The sequence below is a fragment of the Neobacillus sp. S1115 genome (genome assembly GCF_055385565.1).
Genome location: NZ_AP038275.1, coordinates 833,285 through 859,525, shown reverse-complemented (window position 1 = coordinate 859,525; position 26,241 = coordinate 833,285). Strand labels below are relative to the sequence as shown.

Below are 26,241 nucleotides of genomic sequence, written 5' to 3'. Positions count from 1 at the left end.
GTAAAAATAAAGCCTATAAACCTTTTCCTATTCATCGATTAAATTTCCGTTTTCATCATAATACTTATATTTATATTCCGCAGATTTATGTTTAGGCAAATCGATCCACGCTGCTGAACTTTCGTGTACTTTAAATTCCTGTTTAAAGATCTGACCGTTCACGTCTAATTCTACTTTTGCAATCTCATTATGTTCATTAGTCACGAACAAAAACTTTAAATTAGGTAACTCCTCACCTTGGAGATGGACCAGGAAAGAAGCGAAAGACTGATTTTCCCTCTTCTCAATATGATTCCATTCATAGTCCCCTCTTTTATTCTTGGTAAATTGAATATAACCAGGATTATTATTTAGTAAAAATGGAACAACCCGTTCTTTTTTTATATCCTTAATTTCCAATATCTGTATGGATTGAGAGTTATATCCGTCAATTGATCTGATTACCTTTAAGATAGATTCTTCATCATTACCATACTCTTTCTTCGTAGCTTTTAATATGAATGTTATTAAAATAAGTACTATGATTACCAAAACAACATAAAAAATCTTTTTATTCTTAATTACCAAAAACCTATCCCCCCTCTTATCTTTATTCTACAAAAATCCAGCATTGTCCTGTTAGTCCAATAAAAAGGGGTGCCTCAGCAACCTTAATATTTTGAACTATATACCATTTCCAATATACTTTTTTGCAAATAAATCTAATGGACTATAAATTATAGAAATCTATTTATGAAAAAGCGAACTCCTTTAAAGGAGCTCGAACACATTGGGTCATTATATAAAAGTGTTATTCAGTATTCGCTATTTCTGATAAGTGACTTTAACTATTGCTTGAAGGGTCACAACATCCGTTTTTATTGTCCCATTATTATTCTCATCAAGTTACCTATCTGGTTAGTCTCTTTGTAAAAAAATAAAAAGAAATTAGGTAATCCACCATTTATATGCTACACTTGGTTTACCATTTGATTTACTGTTTTCAAGTACCCTGCTCGTTACCTGAGTGGGGTTATTTGTTTTTCTAAGACAAATAAAAAACAGACTCTAAAAAAGAGTCTGTCCATGTTTGGCATTATAATTAAGCTTTACGAACGTTAGCTGCTTGTGCTCCACGTTGTCCTTGCTCAACATCAAAAGTCACTTCTTGACCTTCTTCTAATGTTTTGTACCCTTCGCCTTGGATAGCTGAGAAATGAACGAATACGTCTTCTCCACCGTCACGCTCGATGAATCCGAAGCCTTTTTCGCCATTAAACCATTTTACTTTACCTTTTTCCATGTTTGTTGCCTCCTAGTGTGTTAGCACACCAATGTATTACTATCCTTGCTCTCAGTGATCATCAAGACGAAAAGTTTTTACTAATACTATCCTTTACACCGAACAAAAATAATTCATATTTAGAATAACATTTTTTGAAATTATTTGCAAGGAACCCTAATTCTTTAAATTTTACCTGAATTTTATCTTCTAGCTATCATGTCGATTTCAACGTGCACCAAGAGGCAGTGATGCACCACCTATAGTTGTATGAGCAGGATATGGCTCAGAAAATTGTTTAGAATAAACTTTTAAGTAATGTTCTAGCAAAAAGTAACAAGATACAAAATAGTTATAACTTGCGAACTTATGTACGATGTGGTAAAAATGATGTACGCCCATTAAGGGATCAGTGTATTTTAAAGGAGTGTTATCAATGAACAAAACAGATCTTGTGAGTCAAGTGGCTCAGACTTCCGAACTAACCCAGAAAGATGCTAGTAAAGCTGTAGATGCAATTTTCAATTCTATTTCGCAAGCATTAAAAGATGGAGATAAAGTCCAATTAATTGGTTTCGGTAACTTCGAAGTTCGTGAACGTGCTGCTCGTAAAGGACGCAACCCACAAACAGGAGAGGAAATTGAAATCCAAGGTGGAAAAGTACCTGCATTTAAGCCTGGAAAGCAATTAAAGGATGCTGTAGCTGGTAAATAAGCACTAGCATAACTACATAACAAAAAAAGTGATGGTCTTGATCCATCACTTTTTATTTTGGTCTCTACATGGTTAATCTACTAGAGAGGCAATTAGGATAGAATAACTTGGCAAAATGAGATTGGAAGTATTTTGAATTCCTAGTCGGAGGAGCAATTGGAAATGGAATTGATAGACTTTTGTTTGGGCAGGTGACAGATTTTATCATTCGCTCTGGCGGAATTCTTAACTTGGCCGACCATGCGATCGAGATAGGGGCGTTCCTGCTAATTATTTATGGGGTCGTTGGATGGCTGAAAAAGAAGCACTAGATTTTCCTACAAATGCCTTGGTGATTAAATAATACAAAAGACTATCTAACATTAAACAAACATCGATTGACTACGGTCCCATAAATGGGGGCATTATTCCTTAATAAGGAGCTGTGCCCGTTTTTGTATTCTTTAACTATTTGCTTATTTCTTTCCAAATTGCTTCTTAAAATAATGATTCCTCAAATAATTTTCCCAAAACTTAACAAACCTTGTACAGAATACATCGAAATTTCACCAGTGGTGATGTCAAAGATGAAATGAGTTGTCTGCCTTAGCAACTTTACCTATGCCAAATTGAGCTTGTCCACATATCATAATACAGAAGTTTCATATATTTATAAGAAAGTAGGCAGAAAGATTAAATGGGACAAAAAAAGAATGTCTTTGATTATATTGTGATAGGCGCAGGAACCGCAGGAGGGGTAGTCGCTAAGAAATTAACCGATGATTTGCGTACTTCTGTACTAGTTCTTGAGCCAGGAATCAATAGCACGGAAAAGCTAAAGAACCCGTTCATTTTAGATGCCGTCCAGAATGCCAGTGATAATAAGTACGCCTTCAACCTTATATCTAAATTAGAGTCTATGCTTGGAAGGCAGCTTGTTACGGTGAATGGGAGAGTCATTGGCGGGAGCTCGGAAGTGAACGATATGTATGCTGTGCGCGGAAGTAAAGAGCTGTATAACGAATGGGCTTCGATTTCCGGAAGTGACGAATGGAACTACGAGCATGTTCGCCCTCTTTTTATCGAAAATGAAACCTATACGGGCAGCACAGACCCCACGGTACCTATAGAGAGGGGAACACAAGGGCCAATATATATTAGACAACAGCATATTCCCTCTGACCCGGATGGACTGATACAAAGGCTAGCAAATGCAACGGCAGAAGTATTAGATATTCCGATTGTCGAGGATTATAACAATGGCGTAAGGGACTGTACTACTTACAAAGGTCAATATACCCAGAGGGAGGTTGGCAACGAGCCCATTACCCGTTCATCGACTGCAACAGGATATTTAAATGAGAGTATTGTTACGCAAGGTAACGAGTTTCATCCAGATGAGTTTGGGGTAGGCAAAAGAAAATTAGTTATTTTCGCTAAAACAACGGTGAACAAAGTATTATTTAAGAAAAAGCATGGAAAGCTTATTGCCATGGGAGTTGAATATGTCAAGGATGGTGTTTCCCACAAAAGCTTCGCCCGAAAAGGTGTGATCATTTCGGCCGGTTTTTTCTCCTCAACCATCCTGCAACGATCTGGGATCGGCCATCCAGCTGATTTGATTGATGCAGGGATTACATCTTTAGTTGCAAATTCAAACGTAGGCAACCATTTGCAAACACACGCCTATGCAGGACTTGGAGTTGAAGTAGATACTTCCAAAATTAGTCCAATCTTATTCGCAGATTTTAATCAACCGCTTCTCCTCAGTGCTTTTAAAGCAGAGCATAAGGAAAGCTTGGAGGGCCGCCGTCTTCAAATTCTTGGTGCACCTGCTCCCCTCTTTCTTCCTCCATCAGATGTAGCGCAAAATGGATGGGAATTGGATTTAACTAAAACGATTAATATCATGAGTTTTGGCCTGATCGACCTCAACCCAAATAGCAGGGGCAGCATTAAGGCCTCCCATAGCGATCCTGAAGCACTTCCGTCGTTTTCCTTTGATCCGTTGACGCAAGAAAATGATTTAGATTTCTTGGTGGATCAGTATATTAATATGTTTAATATTATTAAAAAGGTAAAATCACAGCCAGACAGCGGGATTGGAGAATTTGTCTATCCTACAGAAGACGTGTTCATGGATAGAAACAAGCTTAAGAATTTTGTTAGAGCATCTTATTCGAATTTCTTCCATTATGGAGGGCATTGTAAGATGGGGAAAAGTATTCAAGATGGGGTGGTCAATAAATTCCTTGATGTGTTTGGTACCGTCAATCTTAAAGTAGCTGATATCTCAATTGCACCCATTTTACCAGATGGAAACACTTCCCTGGCGGCCCAAATGATAGGGTTAAATGCCGCACGATTCATTCAAACTAATCCTAATCCGTATGTGTTGGACGATGAGGATTTTGAGGATTTTGACGGCTTTGAAGAAAGCAGCGATGAAAGTTCTAGTTCTGACTAAGATTCCGATAAACGTTCCAGTTCCAATTATGCTAGTGATATTCACTACAAAAGTAAAATTCTTCATAGCTAAACTTTAATAACCCCCCTTAATCAGCCCTATAAATATATTCAATGCAATGACAAGGGAGAACCTACCTAAATATCGATAAAGTTTCGGATATTTCTTTTTCATAGAGATAAACTTATAGAAGTTGGTAAAATGTTTTTTAAAGCCAGGTGATATTATCTGGCTTTTTTTATTCCGGGTCAATGAGTTTAGTCCTCAAAAATGTTATCAACAATCCTATTAATATGAATTTCCGCTGTATTTAAAGAATGGATCGTTAAATCCTCATTTTTGATCAACATAGGAAGTTCTGTGCAGCCCAATATGATGCCCTGTATACCGTCTCGATTTATCATTTGCTTGATTATCGTTAAAAAACCTTCTTTAGTTTCGTTGTTCACGATACCATTTTCCAATTCCTCAACAATGTTTCTATGTATGTATTCCTGTTCCGATTGATTTGGCACGACAATCTCTATGTTATGAGATACAAATGGCTTTTGGAAAAAATCATTTTCCATCGTAAACTTCGTCCCGATTAGGCCAATCTTTTCTAAGCTCAATTCCTGTGCTTTTAAACATGTTTCCTCTACAATACTGATCATAGGAACTTGGACGTTTTGCTGAATTTGGTCAAAAACAATATGCGGTGTGTTTCCACACATGACCACAAAATCAGCTCCAACACTTTCTAATTTTTGAACAGCATCCGTTAAATAATGAATGACCTCTTCTGTCTGTCCATTCATAAGCATTCGAAACATCTTGTACATATTAATGCTGTTGATATAGAGTTCTGGTAATTCCTCTTTACTTCCTATCTTTTCTTGAAATTTTGAAATGATCGTTTGGTAGTAATCTACTGTCGCTTCTGGCCCGATACCTCCAACAATTCCAACCTTTTTCATCCTTTCAGCCTCCCATCAGATCCTTAACTTTTTAGTTTATGTTAATTTGATTTTTCATTATAGTCAATTTTTCGTGATGCATAGGGACGGTTCTCTTGCCTCATTTTTGCAGAGACGTTTCAGGTTCCAATGATGGGGTGCATGGAGCCGAAAACGACTGAAATGATGCACAAGAACCGTCCCCATGCATCTTGAGAAAAGTGAGAAAAGTGAGAAGCTGAGAAATAGAATAGAATTCGAGATTTAATTGCTGCGATGAGAAAAATGAGAAATTTCTAGTAATGATTTTACTGCCGATTTTTTGAAAACATGGATAGGATCAGCACTTTTCTCCTTTTTTAAGTTGGCACAAAATTTGCATTATTTAAAGTGTAAATGTATTTAAAAAGGAGATGATTGTATGAAATTAGGTTTATTTTTAATGCCGTCACATCCACCGGAAAGAAGTTTATATGATGCAACGCAATGGGATTTAGAGATGATTCAGTACGCTGATACTCTTGGATATCAAGAGGCTTGGATCGGAGAGCATTTTACTGCACCATGGGAACCTATTCCAGCTCCAGATTTAATGATTGCTCAGGCTTTAACGTCAACTAAGCAGATTAAACTTGCACCAGGTGCTCATTTACTGCCATACCATCACCCTGTTGAGCTCGCTCATAGAGTGGCGTATCTTGATCATCTCTCACAAGGGCGTTTAATGCTGGGAGTTGGAGCGGGTGGCCTGCTGACAGATAGTGAAACCTTTGGTGTTGATGCTGCAATTGGTGAGAATCGAACAATGATGGCAGAAGCTTTAGAAATCATGCTGAAACTTTGGAATGAGAAAGAGCCTTTCCAATTTGAAGGAGCTTACTGGAAGGCAAATAAAATTGAAGGCAATCCATTTGCAAGCTACCATATTTATCCTTATCAACAGCCACACCCGCCAATTGGTGTGACCGGATTAAGTCCTGGTTCAGAAACATTAAAAACCGCTGGTGAAAAAGGATTTATTCCAATGAGTCTTGGAGCTAACAATGAATATATAGCCGGTCATTGGAAATCTGTTGAGGAAGGTGCAAAAAGAAGCGGCAGAACTCCATCGAGAACTGACTGGAGGATTACACGTGATGTGTTTGTAGCAGATACGGATGAGGAAGCAATTGAAGGATCACTAAATTCAATGATGGGAAGACAGCATAGCGAATATTGGATTCCCCTTTTCCGAAGCCTTCGTGCAGTATCTGTATTCAAGCACGAAGAATCTGTTGATGAATCACAAATCACTACTGAATATGTTGCCAAACACAATTGGTTTGTTGGCTCTCCAGAAACTGTAGCAAACAAAATAGTAAATCTTTATGAAACGGTTGGCGGATTTGGGGCCTTACTCGTAACAGGCTATGATTATAGCGAGACACCCGATATTTGGAAAAAATCAATGAGATTACTTCAAGAAGAGGTTATGCCAAGAGTGAACCACAAAATAGCTAAAGTTCGTATATAGGCACTACCTTAAACATTTATTTTGTAAAGATAACCGATACACGAAGGGGATAGGCTCCCCTATTCATGAGTTAACTCTGTGCACAATTAGATAAGGGCCAGATTGGCCCTTTTCCTTTTGGATTGCCTTATCACCAAAATCAATCAGTATTGACTTTGGCTATAAAACATATTTTTCATTATATATGAAACTTTTTTATTTTACGGTAAAACGTACTTAAAGGCATTCCAATTAACGAGGCAGCTTCTTTTATATTGCCATTCGTACTCTGAAGCGCTTTTATCATTTTTTCCTTTTGAAGCTTATGATTGTTTGAATAGAATCCCCCCTCTAACTTATTTGTTGACTCTACTTTAGGTTCTATCGGTGTGCTGGGATTGTCATGGCTTTCTTTAATATACGAAGGCAAATGTGAAAGCTTCAAAGATTTCCCTTCGGATAAGATCATCATTTTTTCCAAGACATTAAATAACTCCCTGATATTCCCGGGCCAGGAATACGTCGTCAATTTATCCATAATAGTTGATGAGATAGTAAGATTTATATTTTTAGACTTAAAAAAGTACTTAACCAGCTCAGGTATATCCTGTTTCCTTTCACGCAAAGGCGGTATTTTAAGATCAAATACATGGATACGATAGTATAAATCTTGTCTAAATTCACCACGCCTAACTAGTTCTTCTAAATTTTTATTTGTCGCTGTGATAATTCTTACATCAACAGGTATCGGCTTTTCCGAACCAATTGGTACTACTTCTTTCTCTTGAAGGACTCTTAATAAGGCTATCTGCATGGAATATGGCATTTCTCCAATTTCATCTAAAAATATAGTTCCTCTATTGGCCTGAACAAATTTTCCTTCGTACCCTTTTTTTCTAGCCCCTGTAAAAGCACCTTCTACATAACCAAATAATTCACTTTCCAATAATTCCTTTGGAATAGCTCCACAATTAACGGCAACAAAGGGTTTGTATTTTCTGTCGCTATTTACATGAATCGACTTAGCCACCACTTCTTTCCCTGTTCCGCTTTCTCCATAAATAGAAACCGTAACATTGGATTTTGCCGCTTTTTTCATCTCACTTAGAATCTTTCTAAAAGCGATACTATTTCCTTGTTCTCCCATAAATGTAAAGTTTTCTACTGCAGATAAATAATAATTAGAATTCTCATTTACATGCTTCACAAAATGTTGGAATCCAATTAATCGATGATCCCCTGAGTAAAGAGGCTGCTTCGTTAAAATTTTTATTCCGAAATCTTTTAGGTTTTTCACTTCAAAATCATGAGGGTTATTACCATCTCTTATGATTTTCATGATGGAATCACTAGCGGTAACAAAATAACCATTTATATCTGAGATCATCATTTGTTCATTGCCCTTTTGTTTAAACTGCAGAAATAGTTCTACCAGTGTGATCCGATCTCTTTGCTCCTGCAGCTTCCACTCAGATTCAATGGCATATGCTGTCGATACAGTGAGACTATAAATATCGAATTCGTAATATGGCTGGTTCTTAGATATATCCAAAACGCCAATTAACTCACCACGTGAGTTTTTAATCGGGGCAGCTGAACAAGTCCAGTTTTGTGATAGGAGTGAATAGTGTTCTTTCCCGACGACATGAATGGGCTCCTCTATTGCCAGTGCCGTTCCAATGGCATTCGTCCCGACTTCCTTTTCGGTCCACTTTACACCCTCAATTAGGTTTAATTGGTTACAGATCGGATCGATTATGCTATCTCTTATCACCTTTAAAACATAACCGTTAGCATCAGTAAGCATAATAATTCTAGATTTATCTTTGATGGACCGCCATAAGGATTGAATATAAGGAGTGGCTATTTTTAATAACGTTTCATTTTCTGATACTTTACTAAAATATTCGTCACCGAACAACACTGTCTTGCCTTTGACTAAATAGGGATCTACGTTACTCTCTTTACATCTGTACCAAGATTCAAGAATTTGTTTAGAAATTCTGCTCGAATCCAATACATCTTCTTTCACAAATCTCTCCCAAGTGCGATTCAAAAGAATAGTATGATCCATCTTTGGTCCCCTCCCCCTTTTCCAAACAGAAAATTATCACTTTTTCATTTTGGTAACGCTTACATCAGACGGAAAATGAATTGGAGTAGTAAAAACCAATGTTATAGGGTGCATTTTTTCTAACTTCTATTAAAGTGAAATTAGCTTATGTATCACGTTAATAAAAAGCTTAACCACTAAATAATGCCGTCTCTTTTACTTTATCAAGATACAGCGGTCTGGTAAAGTGAATTTTCATAATTATCTGTATCTAGTATTAGGAGATTCTTTTATCGGGGGAATTTCACAAATTATCTTTTGATGAAATTGCTGAAAGCCTTAACCCCCTCGAACGGCACGAGGTAAAAGGCAAACTTGTCGCAATGGTCTAGTCTCGCATAACCCTAAAGCATGATAATTGAACCTTGCCGGTTTATCAGCAAGGTTCTAATACTGCATCTCTACTTTTTTCATTAATGATAGAATTGTCTTCTTAATTTTTCCTACTAAAGACAAGAGAACTGAGTGCTTCTGGGATTAAAATTTACTCAGAAAAATCCTTTACGTCACAAATTTATAATAACGAAACGCCAGTAAATTCTGCTCTTCCTATAGGCATTGGTGCAACATTGGTTCTCCAAGTGTTTGTAGCTGGGTTATACGCTTCGACAGTAGTAAGTGGTGTAAATGATCCTTCAAGAACGCCACCCATTACAAATATTTCATCTCCACAAACAGCAGCTCCAGCATTGGAACGCGCAGTAGGCATTGGCGCTCCCGTTGTCCAAGTATCCGTAGCAGGGTCGTATATGAACACAGTATTAACGGTTGTTGAACCGTCGAATCCACCAATCACGTATATTTTTCCATCAAAGGCAACAGTAGAATAGATATCCATGCGCGGCAGAGGCAATGGCGCCCTGGTTGTCCAAGTATTTGTAGTCGGGTCAAAGACCTCGTGTGTTACAAAAGCACTTCCACTTCGTGGTTCTGTACCATTTCTTCCTCCAATGGCATGTAACAATCCATTTAATTCAACCACTGCCAAACCGGCTCTTGGAGTTGGTAATGAAGGACCTAATGACCAAGTACTAGTGGTAGGATCAAATATCTGTACGCTGCTAAAATTATCACGCCCCCCTACAACGTAATACTTGCCATTGAGGAGTGTTCCCATCAGTTCGGCATTGATGACTGGCGCATTAGGACCTGCCGACCAAGTATTCGATACAGGGTCATAAATTTCCACGGTGTTTGTATCACCAATATTTTGTGACTCACCATGACTAACAATGACTCTTCCATCGGGAAGAAGTGCCGCTGCGTGTCCTTCCCGCGGTATTGACATTGGTGCAAGTGTCGTCCAAGTATCTGTGAGACAGGAATAAACATCGGTTTGATTAGTGTTAACACCGAAAAATCCGCCGCCTGCGGCAAAAATCCGCGTAAACCTTGGTCCTGGTGAAGGTACAAGCGTTGAAATTAAATCTAATGTGTTTTCAAACTTGAACTCCAGCAGCATTTCCTTTTTGATGACATCACGAAGGGTTCTTTGAACACTATTATTGAGGGTAAAAAGATTTGATAAAGAAACCACTGCAGGGGAGAAAGTGGTACGTGCAGGGGTTAATGTACCTAGAACAAATTGAAGTTTCTCTGCTTCTGAGTTCAATAAGTGTGCCAGCGCCAATTCCTCGAGGGCAACAGAAGCCAGTAATAATGGAACAGTCTGTGCTGTTGACAGAGAGATTGTTGGAGTGATGTTATTAAAATTAGCCTGAGACATAATTTTACCTCCTAACTATAAAATAAAGTAACTTGAGAGCAAAGCTTGTACTCCCATGGTTCTCTTTATAATATTAAAAAATAATTTGAAAGGAAGTGTGTTTTTCCTATTATAAATGCGGATTTTTCAACTTTCATCTTTAGACTAAAAACACATCCTTGATGCTAACCTCCTCGTTAGTCAATAAGAAAAATGGGATCGCCGCAGATCGCGCCAGTCATTTACATCGCATTGGCCATGCTGATTCCAACCCACAGCCACCACAGTACTGTCAGATTTAAGCCCAATTGTATGAGCATTAAACTGGTCAATTTCTCCGATTTCGGAAATAATCGTTGCCGCGATTTTTCCTCCTATACCGGGAATTGATTGGATTATCTTACATTCTTCAATTTCTTCTGCCAGAACATCTATCTGCCTCTCTAAGCTTGATAGGTGTTCTTGGTATTGAAGAAGCATAGTAATGTACATATCTAAAATGAACAAGTGGCTTTCATAAACATCTTGTTGGAAAGGATTATGTTTAGCCGAAGCTATCAATTTGGCTACCCTCTCCATCATACAACTTGATGATCGTTTAATACGCATTTCCTCTAATCGTGCAATAATCCTGGGTTCCCCTGCCATAAGAACATCTTCAGATGTTGGAAACTCTTTTAATATTTTGAGAGAAACTTGCAAAAATAAATCCCCAAAGACTCCCCTATATTCAGGAAATACCTGATCAAGAATCGTATGGAACTGAAGTTTAGCCTGGATATAAAGGTTCGTAACGGTTTCGTATTGCCTTGATAAGGTTCTCAGGTTTAGAAGTCTTAGTCCTCTTTTTTTATAAGGCTCAAATTCTTCCTTGTAATAAAGAATACAAAGATGATAAGCATCAACCGCATCTGTTTTTACCTTCCTCAGGCTTGTTTTCTTTGCCTGATAAGAGATAATCGGGTTTACCAAGATATATAAAAATTGATTATTCTCCAGACATTGAATAATTGGTGTATGGTAATGTCCAGTAGATTCAAGGATTATAGCTGGCCGAACACCAGTCTTTTTCTCTATTCCTCTCAAGAAAGAAACAAATGAATCTAAATCCTCCTTGATATGCTTCACACTAAAGCTTTTTCCATAAGGCTTATCTTTATCAAAAGGCTTGAGCTTCACTTTCACCTTTGGCCACATCCAGGCCTACTACCGGATTCAATAATCATCTCTCCCTTTGATGTACTCACCAGTAACCCCTATACCTTCCTGTAGTTCCATAGCTTTGCTTGTTATACGAGATCATATGTCCCAACCAGCCTAAAACATCATTCTACAAGTAGGGGACGAACAGTTTAGTTGACGAAATCTAACTCCCACGCACCCGTACGCTCTACCCTGGCTACTGAAATAATAGGTCCTATAAAAAAAAGAGCAACCAGTAAAAACTGGTTAACTCTATAATACGAAAGCCCCCGATAGTTTAAGTGTAAACCTTCACAATGTTGAACAAAAAATTGTGCTAATCCTCTAAACGAAGCCAGTTTATTTTCACTGCACCCTCTATTTACCTTAAACATGGACAAGAATACAGTCCACTTAATATTTAATTGAATATATTATACAGCACCAATTTACAATTATATAAGGAGTTGAGTAGTATTGTCTTTGCCAAATATTCCTAATATGACACCTACCATTTCGCTCAGCACCGGACAAATCGTTCCTTTGCTACTGGCATCCATTGCCCTGGAGGAAATAGCGCTAGCACATATGATCAATTCGGAAGCAGAAGGAATCCAAAGTTTTTTAGGAACATTGAAAGGTGGTATAGCAGTTTCCCCTACATTCATTACTCTTTCAAACTTTCTTGATTTGAATTCCAGTGTTGAAAACAATTTTCGTGACAACATAATGAAAGAAATGCTGTTGGAATTCAAATTTCGAAACGTTCTGAATTTAATCGCAACTACTCCGGTTCCTCCCCCTACTGTAACAGTTACCTTGAGTTCTGTAGCAGACTTATTATGTACTTCGGGAACAGGTCTTGGTACCACGCTTCTAACTGGGCAAGTGTTGGTGAATGGAAGTCCTCCTCCTGCAGGCACACCGGTTTCCTTTACACTAAGTAATCCTGCTATTGCTATAGTAACTACCAACCCTACTCAAACAGATCCATCTGGTTCTTTTTCTGCTACTTTCGAAGTTAATACTACCGTACCTAATACAGAAATGATTACCGCTACTGCTTTGGGACAAGACAGCAATACCATTACTATTGATATTGTAGACTGCGCAACAAACGTTACAGTTACCTTGAGTTCTGTAGCAGACTTATTATGTACTTCGGGAACAGGTCTTGGTACCACGCTTCTAACTGGGCAAGTGTTGGTGAATGGAAGTCCTCCTCCTGCAGGCACACCGGTTTCCTTTACACTAAGTAATCCTGCTATTGCTATAGTAACTACCAACCCTACTCAAACAGATCCATCTGGTTCTTTTTCTGCTACTTTCGAAGTTAATACTACCGTACCTAATACAGAAATGATTACCGCTACTGCTTTGGGACAAGACAGCAATACCATTACGATTGATATTGTAGACTGCGCCGGTTAACATAATACCGATTTTAGCAAGTACACAAAAATTCCACTCCCTTGTCATCAGTTGATTAAAAATAGCAAAGGATTTCTACGAATTTTTCCTATTTAACATATAAAAGCGATTCGATTTCATTTGTGAAATGTACTGCTTTTATATGTTTTTTCTTATGTTGGTACATCAAAAGATCTGCGTTATACATTGTCATAGGGATTTTAATAAATCAATAAGTACTACTGCACAGGTTGCTCCCCTGCTTTTGGCTTCCATTGCTCTTGAAAAACTATCTCTTGGCCCCCGTTCGTTTAAGTGAAGTTATTCACAAATATATAAAATGGTCAAATTTTAGTTGGACCAAAAAAATCATCCTTGAATACCATTTTTTAAATCGAAATTAGGTAAATTTGTTTGTCTAAAGGGCAGATGAGATGGATTTGCTTCTTCTCATTTTTTTGCCGCTGTTATAGTAACTGACGGAGTTTTCAGCAGCCGCAGCCACCTTGTTTTATTTTTGGAAATTCTCTTTTTATTGGCTGACGATTTGATGATTTCATTGTATTCTGCGTGTTTTGTGATTGCCTGCATTTTGTGCATTGATGCTTTGCTCATTCATAGTTTTGTGCCCCTCCTCTTAAATAAACGAAAAAAACAATTCCCATTCAAATTTCGGAATGGAAATTGTTTTAACTCATCGTCTGTCAAAGTTAAGGGCAAGGAGTTATTTCGATGGAACCGCCTGCAGGTGATATACCAGTGAATTCAACCAGAGTACCATTAATTTCAAACACTAGTCTAAAGGTATCAAAAACACTACCATCTTCCAGTAGTAAACTGAAGTTAGAACTGAACGGAGTACCATTAAATGTACCCATGCCAGTTCCCGTTACTTCCATGGCACTGTTGGTATCTCCGATAATACAAGTAACCGAAGTGATTGTGTTAGATATGAAAGATACGACGAAATCTGACACTCTTGTAAATGTGAACCCACTGCCTGTTGGTTCGCAGCCAGGGCAAATCGCTCCTGTTAGAACTTGAGTAAATGCGGAAGGCGGTGCAACCTGAGAGAAGTTTAAAGTGGCAGAGCAGTCGCAAGCGAATGGAGGTGTTGTTGTATTAGCGATTAGGTCTAGGACGTTTTCAAATTTGAACTCGAGCAGCATTTCTTTCTTTATGACGTCACGAAGGGTTCTTTGAACACTCGCATTGGCAGTAAGAAAATTGGATAACGAAACATTTGCTGGGGTAAAATTCGTGTTTGTTGGGGTTAAAGTGCCGAGGATAAATTGAAGTCCTTCTGCTTCTGCGTTAACCAGGTGAGCGAGAGCCAATTCCTCAAGTGCTATGGAACCTAACAGCAATGGTATCGTTTGTGCAGTGGAAATTGAAATGTTAGGTGTCATACTGGGGAAACTTGGTAATGACATAATTTTCACCTCCTTGAAAGTTAATATAATAGAACAAAGACTTGTACCGCTTTTGTTCTATTACATTATACTCTACTTCACTCTGAGAGATTATGTCTTTGCCCTTTACTGGCTAAAAAAATATAAAAAGTGTTATTCCTCAATTGCAATACCAAATTTTATTAGAAATGTTCCTCTAGAAATCGTCCATTACTTCAGACAATTGTAAAAAAACAACCAATTTATTAGTAGATAATTTCCCTACTCTTCTTCAATTAACCTGCATCGTTAGCACAAGAAGCAAAAAGGAAGCATGGGGACGGTTCTCTTGCTTCATTTTGGTTAGCCGGTTTATGTTCCATGCTTGGGTGTATTGAGGAGAACGACATTTGAATTGGTACACAAGAAAACCGTCGTCATGTGCCTTTTCGACAAATTTCCAAGGAAATGAAGTGACACAAACGTTTATGTAAAAGCTGCAGAAACGCTGCTATTAAAGGGATTGCCCCTCTCCCATCGCCAAATAAATTGTCATTTATATGTATTTGGTAGTCAAGAAATGTCGCTTATGGCAGTATTTTCGAATAAGAAATAAGGCTTAATATACAAGGTATGCATAACATCTTGTATTTTAAGCCTTTAAATACATATGCTTATTCAATTAACGCACCCGTTCGTTTATCAAGCCGTTACTTGTTCCAAATTCTTTTCCATTACCACTGTTTTTACAGGGTAACCATTAGGATTGGTTACAACCTCTTCTTTAGAAACTATATAACCCATTGCCTCGTATAAACTTATATTTTTAGATATTGAAGATCGAACTCGACATTTCATTTTGATTTTTCCATTTTCTTTAGCATATTTCTCAAGCCACAATAATATAGCCTTTGCAATCCCCTTTCCTCTTGCGTGTGGTGTTACAGATAATCTTGAAAAGTATAATGAATCACCTTTAATTGTAAATCTTGAGGAACCTAATGGCTCACCATTTACGAAGCACAATAAAGCATTATCTGAACCGTTTTCAAGTACATTTATTAAAGAATCTAATGATTCATTTAATGCACTTGAAGGAACTTCAAGTAATCGATATTCTTCAAACGCCTCTAACATAAGCTTATGAACAATTGGAGCTTCTTTCTCAATTGCCAACCTTATTTCTAAATTCATATTTCTCCCTCCTAATAGAATCCAAGAAAACCATATACTTATTTATATATTTATAAATACCACATAAAAAATTGACAGATGGTACTTTTGTAAGGAAATCTAACGAAGTTTTTTGGGTTAAACTATCTTTTAAATTAATTTGTTTTGTTTCTTTTTCTTCTTTAACTATCCTGCTTCTTTAGCGGAACAAAAAAAGAGCCAACACAGCCCCAAATTGAAAGAAACAAAAACCGCACCGACTTATCAGTACCTATCACTAAAATTCCACTCATCTGATGCTTTAATGAATGCGAATTCCTTATCTCCTTGTGACAAAACATCTTGATGAAGGAATGCTAAATAAGTTGGATCTTTTACAAAGATACCTACTTCATAGCAATCTATCTACACAGAACCATTCGCTTCTTCAATAATTGCCTCCGTTTGTTTAAGTGCATCTTTTCACAAACTAAAAACCTTGGTCACTTGTAATTTCAACGCCATTAGGGTCTACAATAGGTGATGAAATGAGGTTTTTTATTACCGCTTGTTTGATTGTAACCACGTCTCCAACTTCTGAACTAATGTTATATGCAGAATTACCGAACAAAGTAAAAAGGTCGCTTTCTAATCCTGCTTTTTTTGTTGTTAAATTTAATCCCTGGATTTTTACCTGGTGATTAAAGGATTCTACTGCATCTTCATTGGTTTGAAGTTCAATTCTAAAATTGTATGGTGTTGCAATAAAGGTTCGACGTTCCCCTTTATCTACCTCCCAATTCATTTTTGCTGCATTTTCATATATATCAGCTTGTTCTTCTTCTGAAACTAGAAAGCCAATATGGTCAAACATAATTTTCTTTCCAAAACCAAAAGTAATATTTACTGCCCCTTTTCTTGCCTCTATAATACGAAAAAGAATCTTTTTTCCACGAAAATCATCCCACTTTAACGGGGGATTAAAGGCTTGAAAATCGCCATTGTATTTTCCTATACGTTGAGAAATACGGAATCCATTTTCTAAATAAAATTTTTCTGTTTCTTCTACATAAGGGGTCCAAAAATGATAATGAAAAAGCATAAGGTCTCCTTTTTAAAAAAGATATTTTTATTATCTATTCGATACAAAAAATCGGAATTCCTTGTTGAACTAACCTACATCGTTAGCACAAAAAGCAAAAAGGACCGCCGCAGCGATCCATTTTGACTCTGGCATTCCACTGTAAAAAACTACAACTTTGGGAACTTACAATGACTAAGTCAAGGGTTTAACATTATTAAATAAAGAACAAAAAGAAGAAACACGCTGAAATCTCAGTGTGCTTCTTAATGACTATGTGACATGGTCCTTCTTCTAATACTAATATGATTAATACTGTAAACCCATAATGCATTTAGCAGTAATAAAGCACTTGTGGTGAAGAACACATAATGTATGCCAAAGAAGGCTGCCATTTGCCCGCCTAATACAGATCCTCCGAGAGTACCAATATACTGTGCGGATTGATTATATCCGAAAATCCGGCCAACTATTTCATCTGGTGCACTTTTTCGGACAAGGTTGTTTATGGATGGCAATAATCCAGCTGTCGCAAGCCCAAGACAGAAGCGCAGTCCCATGAGTTCCCAGGGTGTTTTCACAAATGCTTGTGGGATAAAGATAATCCCTGCAGCAATAAGTGCCCCGATCAATATTTTTCTTGAACCAATCCGGTCAGCAAGTTTACCTAACCGTGGAGCAGCGATTATATTGGCTAAACCGGCAGCAGCCACCACCATTCCCGCTATCATAGATAAATGGGCTGCATGTGGTGATAATTCTTTTACATAAACAGTAATTAATGGCTGAATGGACATATTGGCAATTTGTAAAATAAATACGCTGGCAAACAATGAAATTAGCAATCTCGTATCAGGAACTAGCTTCCAAACTTGGCTAAAGGCTAACGGTGTTTTATGAACAGGTGTAAATTCTTCCTTTACCAAAAATAAAACGGCAAAGAAGCCGATTAACAATAACACGCTTGTTACAACAAAACAACTTCGAATACCAAAGAATTCAGTAATAACCCCCCCCATTAAAGGACCTAGAAGTCCACCACTGACGGAACCTGTTGAAAGTGTACCGAGTGCCCAGCCTGAGTTTTTCTTCGGTGTTTGTGTGGCAACTAAGGTAACCGCTGCAGAGATGTAACCGGAAACGGCACCCATTAACATCCGTAATGCGAGCAATTCATAAACGTTTTGTACAAATCCCATCATAAAAACGACAATGGCCATTCCAAGGCTTGCACGGAGTAACATTAGCTTTCTGCCCTTTTTATCTGCAAGTTTTCCCCATATAGGCGAAACAATGGCTGAGATTAAAAAGGTTGAACCAAAAACCAATCCAGACCATTTTTCAATATCTGAAGTTGCGTGTACACCTAGCTGATCTATATATAAAGGTAGCATAGGAGATATTTGACTCATCCCTGCGGCCGTCACAAATGAACCGAACCAACAAACAAACAAATTTCTTTTCCAATTCTCCATATAAACACCTTTCTTATTCGTTAGAATTTATTTCGACTCCCAAAATAATTGATATTCACAATCATACTCCAAATAATTGATAATGAATAATATATATATTACTATTTGCTTATAGGTTAAGGACTATTAGTAGAGGTGGACAAATGGATTTCTTACAATTAAGGTATTTTCAAACGGTTGCCAAGTTTGAACATATGACAAGGGCTGCCAAAGAGCTTACGATTGCACAACCATCACTAAGCCAAACCATTTCTCGTTTAGAGGAAGAGCTGGGTGTTTCCCTTTTTAATCGAGAGGGAAGGAATATTAAACTAAATCAATTTGGAAAAATTTTTTTAAAAGGGGTAGATAGAGCTTTTTCTGAATTAGAATCTGCCAAGCTTGAGATGGCGGAACTTGCAGGAAAGAGCAGGAATCAAATTTCACTTTCGGTCATGCATATCCCATTATTGCCGAATATGATTAGTCAATTTCGTAAGACCTATCCATTCGTCAATTTTCAAGTAAGTTTGCATTCTCCTTTGCGACTGGAGGAACAATTGGAAAAAGGGGAAATCGATTTATGTGTGACTTACTTTCCTATTGAAAAAGAAGGAATCAGTTGGATTAATCTGATGGAGGATGAAGTATTCCTCGTAGTGCCGGATACCCATCCTTTGGCTAGGAGAGATAGCATTCAGTTAAAGGAAGTGGCAGATGAACAATTTATTCACAGAGAGCCGACCAATCCCTTCAGAATGCTAACAGATGGTTTTTGTGAAAAAGCAGGATTCACACCGAAAATCGCCTTTGAACTCGAAGAACCGGGATCGATTCATCACTATGTAGAGGAGGGATTGGGTGTATCCTTTTTAACCGAGCATACCCTTCGCTATTCACACTATGAAAAACTTGTACCATTGCACATTGAACAGCCTGTCTGTACAAGAACGATCGGAATGGCATGGAAAACGGACCGGTATACCTCAAAGGTCGTCCGGGAATTCCGGGAATTTATGATTAAATTTTTTAAGGAATTAAACTAAATGAAGCTTGGGCAATTTAGGAAATATGTATGGGTTTGTTTGGTTCCTGAGCAACTGCTTTTTCCATGAGTATGGTCATGATTAAAATTTCTATCACAAAAAACGCTCTCCACCATTAGGAGAGCGAGCAATCTATCAACCTTCGTAAAGATCATTTGGAAGGTAAGGTTTTTCCCATTTAAACACCCGACTATAGAAACCATAATCCCAATCGCAATTAGTTATCCACCTAATCCTCCAAACAGGAATCGTAGCTGCTGTTTTAGTGGCATAAAGCTCTAAATCGACAATTTTTGTATAAATATTAGTGTTTAAAAAGCTTTTTTTAAAAGTGATTCGAAGATATTTTTGGTACCTTGATTAGAGTCAATTTTTTTAAAAAATAAACAAAAAAATGACCAATGCAGCATCTATCCACGAAAAGTGGTATCAAAATGGCTAATGAAAATGTATAGGAGGGGTATCTTGAAAAAGCTTGTAAAAGTTGTTGCTGCCATCATTGAAAATGAACAGCAAGAAATTCTGTGTGCTCTTAGATCTCCAGTAATGTCGATTCCAAATAGGTGGGAGTTCCCTGGTGGAAAAGTGGAAGCAAATGAGGACATTCATTCAGCGCTAAAAAGGGAAATTGCTGAAGAGTTGGGCTGTAAAATTGAGACATTTAATGAAGTTTTTAATGACAACACCCATGAATACGACAAATTTATCATTAATTTAATCTCCATTAAATGTAGAGTAGTTAAAGGAACACCAAGGCCAAGTGAGCATTCAAAGTTAATCTGGTTAAAAAGACAAAACTTAGATTCGCTCAAATGGGCTCCGGCTGATCTTCCGGCAGTTGAGCAATTAAGCCAAGAAAAATAGTCTTCTCGAAATGAGAAGACTATACTTTTTTGGAGATATATTCCCCGCTGCTTAATAAAGATAATTCTTACCTCGTCGGGTCGTGCCAGACATCATAAAGGAATCTCTTGGTTACGAAGTGTAACTTGTACCTCTTCCTCACAATATTGAATAAAGTTTACGATATTTCCAACAAGCTCATGATGGTAGATTTCTCCGTTTTCTTTAGTAGAAACAGTAGGATCCCCAACTACACCTATATTCAGGGCGCCTTCACGGTATGCTGCAACATCACTAGGAACAAAGACACAATCTCCTCCTGAATAAGGGTCATGCTGAAGGAACGGATGTTTCTGATGCACATTCTTTGACACAATAAGGATAAAAATTAAAGCTATATAAACACTAGGAACAGTGTTTTATTTTTAGAAATCCCCATCCTTTGCAATAAATTTAATTTGATTACTTGTTAGAATGCTTTTTCGTATTAATACTAAAATTATTTATATATTGAAAACCATAAAGAATTAATCCCCTTAAAAAGTGGATTGTTAGGTATTGAAGTTTTGTTAATTTTTCTAAGGAAGCAATTTTATAATGTTTTAAAAATTTTAAACCTCCTAGATAAATAAAACAAATGTGAAGAATTAGGTTTGAAATTAAATACAATGGGAATTTACCAAAAGTAAATTTTAATATCCAAAGACTTGCAACAAGATATGGACCAAAATTAAAAAAGTTCGCGCTATCCAAAGGTGGTATACCTTTATAAATTCGCCACAATTTTTTCTTTTCACCGAATAAGTCTAAAGCTTTTGTCAATGTACTTATAAATATTGCTGCTGGTAGGTATTTTTTAAATGCATTTCGCCCTAAGAATGGTACTGTAAGCCAAGGTACAATCAGCAAAGCTATATAAAATAATTTTGAATTTTTCAATATACCAGCTCCAAAGTTTATGATATGTATTTGATAACAATTAATTCAGAAATAGTCCACCCTTTGTCTTGTTCAACTATTCTGCACTTTTAGTGAAAAAGCGTTACTGATAATACAGAAACACACTCCGCTAGTTTACAAGTACCGTTAAATGATTTTAGAGTTATTTAGCAAATGTAAAAGGAATATCAAAGTAGGATATTAAAAAGATGATTATAAATATAGAAATGATATAAGCTTTGAAGGGTTTATATTGATGCAGTGCAATTACTGAAAACATGACAATATCAAATAAAAAAGAATACCAAAATTTCCATCCATTCTGATATGAGATTCTTCCTGACACATCCAATATCCACTCAACGGAAATGTAGATTCCACACCAAAATAATATGTAAAAAAGGCGTTGCAACCATCTTTCTGGAAAATGGGAAAGAAATAAAAAGATACTAACAGGCATCGTAATTACAGCATAAACAATCACGACCATTTCATGTCCATATAAGAAATCTGGGTGGAACTTCCATAAGGTATTTTCCTTTACAATATATTCGTACAGCAAACCGCCCGTGGAAATAAAAAACATACTGGCATGGTATTCTCTCCAGTTTTTCCAGTTTCCCCACTTAAAGGAAGCCACAATGGTTAATACCGCAATAGCAATGTGCATTAATTACTATCCTTTCCTTTCCTATACTTTTAAAAAAGTTTAGCCTATATACAAACCTAATCAATTTATAAATCAACAGGAACCCTGTCCTTATGTTCCGATTATGGTTACTAATACATCATCATTTATTTATGAAACTCTTTTTTCTTATTTTTCCCTTAAGATATTTTTTTATGTAAAGTAACCTTATTCAACAAACCTGTACCGTTACTTAAATAAGAAAAGACTTCACTCCAAATTGAAGTAAAGTACATGTCAGTAAAATAAGTTGAAAGGAGGTTGACCATAAAAAAAGGCAGCCTCCTTAGATTTATAACGGGATTTTAAATTGTCCCATTTGCTGTCGCTCCAGACTAGCGATATAGGAACGCATTAGTTTCATGGAAAACTGAAAGATGGGGCTTTGAATAAAGGTATATGCAAACGTCATAATAAAGACAGGACCGCCAAGGATTAAGCCGATAATCAAGATGACACTCTCGACAACGATTCTTGCCCGACTGACCGATAACCCGGTTTTTTCCGAAACGGAAAGCATGAAACCATCCCTTGGACCTGCCCCGATTCCCGCAGCCACATAGATTCCTCCGCCAATGCCTGTTATGATGATACCCATTAACAAGATTAGTAGATTTACCCACCAATACTCGTTTTCACGAGGAAGAATATTGAGATGCAAAAAGAAATCCATGATTGGGCCAATTGATAAGGCATTTAGAAAGGTCCCAATACTAATATACTTCCTATCAAAGACAAGAGTAATCAGCACCAGTACTAAACCGCATATGACACTCCAAGTCCCAATCGTGAATCCGATCCGTTGGAACAGAGCGACGTTTAATACCTCCCATGGATGCAGCCCCAAGGATTGAACATTCACTGCTATCGCATTTCCTAATCCAAAGAAAGTTAAACCAAGAAAAAAATAAAATACCGTAATAGCCAAAGTGACATCTCTACACCTCTACATCATATATTCATCATCTACTTTAGATGTAGAGGCCAAAAAGAACAAGATAATTTATAGAATTCAAAGGTTGTTAACGGGGAGGAAACATATGGTAAACTTAGTAAAGAATTAACTTTCAGTAGAAATATATGGGGGAACACTAATGAATAAAACTCTTATTTATTCAGGACTTGGATTAGCAATAGTAATGGGAGGCTCATATACATATTTTTCGTCTAATAATGATAAAGCAGAAGCAGTCTCAACTCAAGATCGTCATAAAGTTAGTCAGGATGAATCAGATAATACAGAAAAAGTAGTAGTTCATAAAGTTAGCCAAGCCGAATTGGTTAAAGCGGCAAAGAACTTTCAAGAAATTGAGGGTGATGTAAAGGGTGATGACTTATTCTACTACGGAATGATAACGATGGCTCTTCAGAAGTTAGAATTCAAGGGTGAAGAAAACTTCAGTATCCCAAATACTCCTGATAGTATCAAGAGAATTCAGTTTGACCGAGCTAATCTTCAATATTTTAAAAACAAGGCAGTGGAACTAAAAGCATCCGAACCATATCAGAAAATCTTAGATAAATGGCTAAATGGAGACTTTTCTAACTTCGAAAATGACTATCTGACAATTAGGAACATAAAAGGCGATCCTTCACAGCCAAGCGAAAGTCCAGTATTGAAAGTAAGAACTGTTGAAGAGGAACAGAAATACATCGAGCACTTCTTTGGTAACGAGGGATTACAAATAAATAAAAGAGATTGGCTATAAGAATATGATAGGCTCTGGGTCTTCCCAGGGCTTACTTTTTGACTTAATACATACATATTCGAAAAGGATCATTAACGATTCTGAAAATTTTCTTAAACTAACGCCCCCGTTTACTTAAGTGTAATCCTTCATAAACTTACAAAACACTTCGTTAATTTAATCAACATTACCATATTGAAGCCTATAGAAATCGTTTATTGTTCCAACATTTAATGATCTATTTATAAGAGGAACCTCACTGATTTGAAAAGTGAGGTTTCTCGACAAGCTGAAAGGATAGATGAAGATCATCTATCCTTATGCTACGTTAATTTTATTATTTTCTACTGATACAGTGATTGCAGTTACGTTTTCACTATGAATAATTAAAGAAGTGATTTTATCTTCAATTTGCTCTTGAATGACGCGTCGAAGTGGACGAGCACCAAACACATTGCTATATCCTAATTCAGCAATCTTTTCTTTTGCTTCCTTATCGATTTCAATGGAAATCCCTTGTTCCTCTAATGTTTCTTTAAGCTCCGCCATCATAATCACGATAATTTCCACAAGGTTCTCTTTTTGTAGGTGGTTAAACTCAATAATCGAATCAATACGGTTTAAGAATTCAAGCTTAAAGTGATTTCCAATTTTATCGACAATATTTGACTCTGCTCCTTGCTGTTCATCGCCGCCAAAACCAATTGGCCCTAAAGTTTTGTTTCCAACACCTGCGTTTGAAGTCATGATAATAATCGTTTCCGTAAAGCTTACGACTCTTCCTTGGCTATCTGTTAACCTGCCATCTTCCATGATTTGAAGAAACACATTCATCACATCTGGGTGTGCTTTTTCGATTTCATCCAGCAGAATGATGGAATAAGGGTTTCGGCGAACTTGTTCCGTTAACTGACCTGCGTCTTCATGTCCGACATAGCCAGGAGGTGAACCAATGAGCTTAGAGACAGAATGTTTTTCCATATATTCACTCATATCTAGGCGAATCATCGCATCTTTACTACCGAATAATTCGGCGGCAAGTGTTTTCGTCAACTCGGTTTTACCTGTACCTGTTGGACCTAAGAATAAAAATGAAGCGGTTGGACGTGTTTTCGGTTTTAATCCAACACTTGCCCTTAAGATTGCATTGGCTACTTTTTCAATAGCTTTCTCCTGACCAATAATTTTACTTGCTAGTCTCTCTTTCAAGTCTTTCATTTTTTGCTGCTCTGCTTTTTGTAGCTTTTGTACTGGGATTCCAGTACTTTTTTCAATAATCTCTTGGACCATTTCTACGGTAATATCTTTCGTTACACCGTTTGAATATTCAGATAATATTTGTTTTATTTCTCTCTCTTCATCACGAAGAATCGCCGCTTTTTCGTAGTGCTCTAATTTCGTTGCTTCTTGTTTTTCTTCAGCAATTTCTTTTAAGCGCTGGTTTAAATAGTTAATATCTAGCTCTCCGTGAGCAAGGTTTAGCATTGCACCGGCCTCATCCATTAAATCGATGGCCTTATCTGGTAAGAAGCGATCTTGAATATAGCGTTTTGATAGTGTCACACATGCTTTTAGGACATCATCCGAATACGTTACATCGTGATACTTTTCATATGCTGGCCGAATTCCTTTTAAAATTTCAAACGCCTCATTCACAGACGGTTCTTTCACGCTCACCGATTGGAAGCGGCGCTCAAGTGCAGGATCTTTTTCAATCATGCGATACTCTTTCATCGTTGTTGCACCAACAATTTGAATATCACCGCGCGCTAACGCTGGTTTTAATATATTCCCTGCATCCATTGAACCGTCAGACGTACCTCCAGCACCGACCATCATGTGGAGTTCATCAATGAACAAAATGACGTTTTCACGTTGTTGTAATTCAGCAACAAGTTTTTTCATTTTTTCTTCAAATTGTCCTCTGTAGGCTGTACCTGCTACAAGTGAACTGATGTCTAGCACATATACTTCTTTCGTTTTTAGTTTCGGCGGTACTTTGCCTTTGACGATTTGAAGGGCAAGGCCTTCAACGATCGCTGTTTTCCCGACACCAGCCTCACCAATTAAGACCGGATTATTTTTTGTACGACGGTTTAATATTTGAAGGATCCGTTCAATTTCTTGATCCCTGCCGATCACATTATCAATTCGCCCTTCTTTTGCTTCATTCGTCAAGTTCCGTCCATGTTGATCAAGAAAGCTAATTTTTTTTCGTTTCTTTGGCTTGGTTACATGGACATTTTTGTTTTGCTCAGGCTGGCTGCCATCTGTGTCCAACAGATTGAACATTTGGTTGTCAAGTTGGATGGAGCCGTTTTCCAATTTTTGTTTTGCGATATCATAACATTCCGCACACAAACTAATTTGACTTTGCCCCTGATTAAATGAGAAATTTAACTGATAACTCGCTACCGATGTTTGACAGTTTTGACAAAACATATTTCCAGCCTCCTTTTGCCTTTGACTATTTTTGACTATGAAGATAGAAAAAGGAGCCACTTCTACTAGTAGGCCCGGTGAATATTTTATTAAGTTTCTTTCTATTTTATTGTAATTCTTTTAACATTTCTACAGGTAATGGTTGGGTATATACCCAGCCTAGTAAACGTTTACTCCACCTTAAGTGCATTCAGAAAATCTCTCTATAAGTAAAGTGTCATTCCAAATTCCCAAATGTAGGAGTTTCTTTTGATTATC

The 26,241-nt window shown here is 37.2% G+C and carries 21 protein-coding genes and 3 pseudogenes; 8 read left to right on the top strand and 16 right to left on the bottom strand.

Annotated elements, in window-relative coordinates:
• Positions 1-27: 27 nt before the first annotated feature.
• Both ACZ5B7_RS04085 and ACZ5B7_RS04080 read right to left on the bottom strand, forming a co-directional pair.
• Positions 28-567: a hypothetical protein gene (locus ACZ5B7_RS04085; RefSeq protein WP_464492756.1), complete on the bottom strand. Its 540-nt coding sequence runs from the start codon at positions 565-567 to the stop codon at positions 28-30.
• Positions 568-1,081: 514 nt separating this feature from the next.
• Positions 1,082-1,282: a cold-shock protein gene (locus ACZ5B7_RS04080; RefSeq protein ID WP_191273077.1), complete on the bottom strand. Its 201-nt coding sequence runs from the start codon at positions 1,280-1,282 to the stop codon at positions 1,082-1,084.
• A gap of 415 nt (positions 1,283-1,697) precedes the next feature.
• Between ACZ5B7_RS04080 and ACZ5B7_RS04075 the strand changes: the two genes are divergently transcribed.
• The 3 genes and pseudogenes from ACZ5B7_RS04075 (at position 1,698) to ACZ5B7_RS04065 (ending at position 4,422) form a co-directional block, all read left to right on the top strand.
• Complete coding sequence (locus ACZ5B7_RS04075; protein WP_423800795.1) at positions 1,698-1,976, top strand: HU family DNA-binding protein; 279 nt, start codon at positions 1,698-1,700, stop codon at positions 1,974-1,976.
• Positions 1,977-2,122: 146 nt separating this feature from the next.
• A pseudogene (locus tag ACZ5B7_RS04070) lies at positions 2,123-2,287 on the top strand (signal peptidase II); the annotation flags it as partial.
• Positions 2,288-2,652: 365 nt separating this feature from the next.
• Positions 2,653-4,422 carry a GMC family oxidoreductase gene (locus tag ACZ5B7_RS04065; protein WP_464492755.1) on the top strand — a complete coding sequence of 590 codons (1,770 nt, stop codon included), beginning with the start codon at positions 2,653-2,655 and terminating at the stop codon, positions 4,420-4,422.
• Positions 4,423-4,679: 257 nt separating this feature from the next.
• On the opposite strand, the gene ACZ5B7_RS04060 is transcribed toward ACZ5B7_RS04065, so the two are convergent.
• A complete protein-coding gene (locus ACZ5B7_RS04060; protein WP_464492754.1) occupies positions 4,680-5,378 on the bottom strand; it encodes an aspartate/glutamate racemase family protein in 699 nt (232 codons plus the stop codon).
• A gap of 400 nt (positions 5,379-5,778) precedes the next feature.
• Between ACZ5B7_RS04060 and ACZ5B7_RS04055 the strand changes: the two genes are divergently transcribed.
• Positions 5,779-6,870, top strand: coding sequence for an LLM class flavin-dependent oxidoreductase (locus ACZ5B7_RS04055; RefSeq protein WP_423800788.1), 1,092 nt, complete (start codon positions 5,779-5,781; stop codon positions 6,868-6,870).
• A gap of 178 nt (positions 6,871-7,048) precedes the next feature.
• Here the strand turns inward: ACZ5B7_RS04055 and ACZ5B7_RS04050 are convergent, their stop codons facing one another.
• The 3 genes and pseudogenes from ACZ5B7_RS04050 to ACZ5B7_RS04040 all read right to left on the bottom strand — a co-directional run.
• A complete protein-coding gene (locus ACZ5B7_RS04050) occupies positions 7,049-8,923 on the bottom strand; it encodes a sigma-54-dependent Fis family transcriptional regulator (RefSeq protein WP_464492753.1) in 1,875 nt (624 codons plus the stop codon).
• 553 nt (positions 8,924-9,476) lie between these two features.
• Positions 9,477-10,688, bottom strand: coding sequence for a Kelch repeat-containing protein (locus tag ACZ5B7_RS04045; protein ID WP_464492752.1), 1,212 nt, complete (start codon positions 10,686-10,688; stop codon positions 9,477-9,479).
• A 297-nt stretch (positions 10,689-10,985) separates the two neighbouring features.
• A pseudogene (locus tag ACZ5B7_RS04040) lies at positions 10,986-11,886 on the bottom strand (IS110 family transposase); the annotation flags it as partial.
• Between the two features lie 440 nt (positions 11,887-12,326).
• On the opposite strand from ACZ5B7_RS04040, the gene ACZ5B7_RS04035 reads away from it, so the two are divergent.
• On the top strand, positions 12,327-13,280 hold the full coding sequence (locus tag ACZ5B7_RS04035) for a hypothetical protein (RefSeq protein ID WP_464492751.1): 954 nt from the start codon (positions 12,327-12,329) through the stop codon (positions 13,278-13,280).
• Between the two features lie 429 nt (positions 13,281-13,709).
• Here ACZ5B7_RS04035 and ACZ5B7_RS04030 read toward each other — a convergent pair whose 3' ends face one another.
• The 5 genes from ACZ5B7_RS04030 to ACZ5B7_RS04010 all read right to left on the bottom strand — a co-directional run bounded on the left by ACZ5B7_RS04030 (position 13,710) and on the right by ACZ5B7_RS04010 (position 18,358).
• On the bottom strand, positions 13,710-13,874 hold the full coding sequence (locus tag ACZ5B7_RS04030) for a hypothetical protein (protein ID WP_464492750.1): 165 nt from the start codon (positions 13,872-13,874) through the stop codon (positions 13,710-13,712).
• Between the two features lie 95 nt (positions 13,875-13,969).
• Positions 13,970-14,692: a hypothetical protein gene (locus ACZ5B7_RS04025; RefSeq protein ID WP_464492749.1), complete on the bottom strand. Its 723-nt coding sequence runs from the start codon at positions 14,690-14,692 to the stop codon at positions 13,970-13,972.
• A 660-nt stretch (positions 14,693-15,352) separates the two neighbouring features.
• Complete coding sequence (locus tag ACZ5B7_RS04020) at positions 15,353-15,844, bottom strand: GNAT family N-acetyltransferase (RefSeq protein ID WP_464492748.1); 492 nt, start codon at positions 15,842-15,844, stop codon at positions 15,353-15,355.
• A gap of 448 nt (positions 15,845-16,292) precedes the next feature.
• Positions 16,293-16,904 carry a hypothetical protein gene (locus ACZ5B7_RS04015; protein WP_464492747.1) on the bottom strand — a complete coding sequence of 204 codons (612 nt, stop codon included), beginning with the start codon at positions 16,902-16,904 and terminating at the stop codon, positions 16,293-16,295.
• 245 nt (positions 16,905-17,149) lie between these two features.
• Positions 17,150-18,358: a multidrug efflux MFS transporter gene (locus ACZ5B7_RS04010; protein WP_464492746.1), complete on the bottom strand. Its 1,209-nt coding sequence runs from the start codon at positions 18,356-18,358 to the stop codon at positions 17,150-17,152.
• A gap of 143 nt (positions 18,359-18,501) precedes the next feature.
• On the opposite strand from ACZ5B7_RS04010, the gene ACZ5B7_RS04005 reads away from it, so the two are divergent.
• Both ACZ5B7_RS04005 and ACZ5B7_RS04000 read left to right on the top strand, forming a co-directional pair.
• Entirely contained in the window at positions 18,502-19,383 is an 882-nt protein-coding gene (locus ACZ5B7_RS04005; protein ID WP_464492745.1) for a LysR family transcriptional regulator, read from the top strand.
• 465 nt (positions 19,384-19,848) lie between these two features.
• Complete coding sequence (locus ACZ5B7_RS04000) at positions 19,849-20,247, top strand: (deoxy)nucleoside triphosphate pyrophosphohydrolase (RefSeq protein ID WP_464492744.1); 399 nt, start codon at positions 19,849-19,851, stop codon at positions 20,245-20,247.
• A gap of 92 nt (positions 20,248-20,339) precedes the next feature.
• On the opposite strand, the gene ACZ5B7_RS03995 is transcribed toward ACZ5B7_RS04000, so the two are convergent.
• From ACZ5B7_RS03995 to ACZ5B7_RS03980, 4 genes and pseudogenes are all read right to left on the bottom strand, one after another.
• Entirely contained in the window at positions 20,340-20,588 is a 249-nt protein-coding gene (locus ACZ5B7_RS03995; protein WP_464492743.1) for a hypothetical protein, read from the bottom strand.
• A 100-nt stretch (positions 20,589-20,688) separates the two neighbouring features.
• The gene (locus ACZ5B7_RS03990) at positions 20,689-21,165 is read right to left on the bottom strand and encodes a hypothetical protein (RefSeq protein ID WP_464492742.1); all 477 of its coding nucleotides are present in this window, start codon (positions 21,163-21,165) and stop codon (positions 20,689-20,691) included.
• Positions 21,166-21,328: 163 nt separating this feature from the next.
• Complete coding sequence (locus ACZ5B7_RS03985; protein ID WP_464492741.1) at positions 21,329-21,835, bottom strand: CBO0543 family protein; 507 nt, start codon at positions 21,833-21,835, stop codon at positions 21,329-21,331.
• A gap of 310 nt (positions 21,836-22,145) precedes the next feature.
• Positions 22,146-22,789: pseudogene (locus ACZ5B7_RS03980) on the bottom strand (YczE/YyaS/YitT family protein).
• A gap of 158 nt (positions 22,790-22,947) precedes the next feature.
• Here ACZ5B7_RS03980 and ACZ5B7_RS03975 point away from each other — a divergent pair.
• Positions 22,948-23,562, top strand: a complete 615-nt coding sequence (locus ACZ5B7_RS03975) for a hypothetical protein (RefSeq protein WP_464492740.1) — start codon at positions 22,948-22,950, stop codon at positions 23,560-23,562.
• A 297-nt stretch (positions 23,563-23,859) separates the two neighbouring features.
• Here the strand turns inward: ACZ5B7_RS03975 and ACZ5B7_RS03970 are convergent, their stop codons facing one another.
• Positions 23,860-25,983: an ATP-dependent Clp protease ATP-binding subunit gene (locus ACZ5B7_RS03970; protein WP_464492739.1), complete on the bottom strand. Its 2,124-nt coding sequence runs from the start codon at positions 25,981-25,983 to the stop codon at positions 23,860-23,862.
• Between the last annotated feature and the right edge of the window lie 258 nt (positions 25,984-26,241).

What these genes read in the sequence shown, in the direction of transcription:
- ACZ5B7_RS03970 (WP_464492739.1), bottom strand. Translation starts at nt 25,983, where the DNA reads ATGTTTTGTCAAAACTGTCAAACATCGGTAGCGAGTTATCAGTTAAAT.
- ACZ5B7_RS03985 (WP_464492741.1), bottom strand. Translation starts at nt 21,835, where the DNA reads ATGCACATTGCTATTGCGGTATTAACCATTGTGGCTTCCTTTAAGTGG.
- ACZ5B7_RS04015 (WP_464492747.1), bottom strand. Translation starts at nt 16,904, where the DNA reads ATGCTTTTTCATTATCATTTTTGGACCCCTTATGTAGAAGAAACAGAA.
- ACZ5B7_RS04030 (WP_464492750.1), bottom strand. Translation starts at nt 13,874, where the DNA reads ATGAGCAAAGCATCAATGCACAAAATGCAGGCAATCACAAAACACGCA.
- ACZ5B7_RS04025 (WP_464492749.1), bottom strand. Translation starts at nt 14,692, where the DNA reads ATGTCATTACCAAGTTTCCCCAGTATGACACCTAACATTTCAATTTCC.
- ACZ5B7_RS04055 (WP_423800788.1), top strand. Translation starts at nt 5,779, where the DNA reads ATGAAATTAGGTTTATTTTTAATGCCGTCACATCCACCGGAAAGAAGT.
- ACZ5B7_RS04065 (WP_464492755.1), top strand. Translation starts at nt 2,653, where the DNA reads ATGGGACAAAAAAAGAATGTCTTTGATTATATTGTGATAGGCGCAGGA.
- ACZ5B7_RS04060 (WP_464492754.1), bottom strand. Translation starts at nt 5,378, where the DNA reads ATGAAAAAGGTTGGAATTGTTGGAGGTATCGGGCCAGAAGCGACAGTA.
- ACZ5B7_RS04080 (WP_191273077.1), bottom strand. Translation starts at nt 1,282, where the DNA reads ATGGAAAAAGGTAAAGTAAAATGGTTTAATGGCGAAAAAGGCTTCGGA.
- ACZ5B7_RS04020 (WP_464492748.1), bottom strand. Translation starts at nt 15,844, where the DNA reads ATGAATTTAGAAATAAGGTTGGCAATTGAGAAAGAAGCTCCAATTGTT.
- ACZ5B7_RS04075 (WP_423800795.1), top strand. Translation starts at nt 1,698, where the DNA reads ATGAACAAAACAGATCTTGTGAGTCAAGTGGCTCAGACTTCCGAACTA.
- ACZ5B7_RS04005 (WP_464492745.1), top strand. Translation starts at nt 18,502, where the DNA reads ATGGATTTCTTACAATTAAGGTATTTTCAAACGGTTGCCAAGTTTGAA.
- ACZ5B7_RS04045 (WP_464492752.1), bottom strand. Translation starts at nt 10,688, where the DNA reads ATGTCTCAGGCTAATTTTAATAACATCACTCCAACAATCTCTCTGTCA.
- ACZ5B7_RS04010 (WP_464492746.1), bottom strand. Translation starts at nt 18,358, where the DNA reads ATGGAGAATTGGAAAAGAAATTTGTTTGTTTGTTGGTTCGGTTCATTT.
- ACZ5B7_RS03975 (WP_464492740.1), top strand. Translation starts at nt 22,948, where the DNA reads ATGAATAAAACTCTTATTTATTCAGGACTTGGATTAGCAATAGTAATG.
- ACZ5B7_RS04050 (WP_464492753.1), bottom strand. Translation starts at nt 8,923, where the DNA reads ATGGATCATACTATTCTTTTGAATCGCACTTGGGAGAGATTTGTGAAA.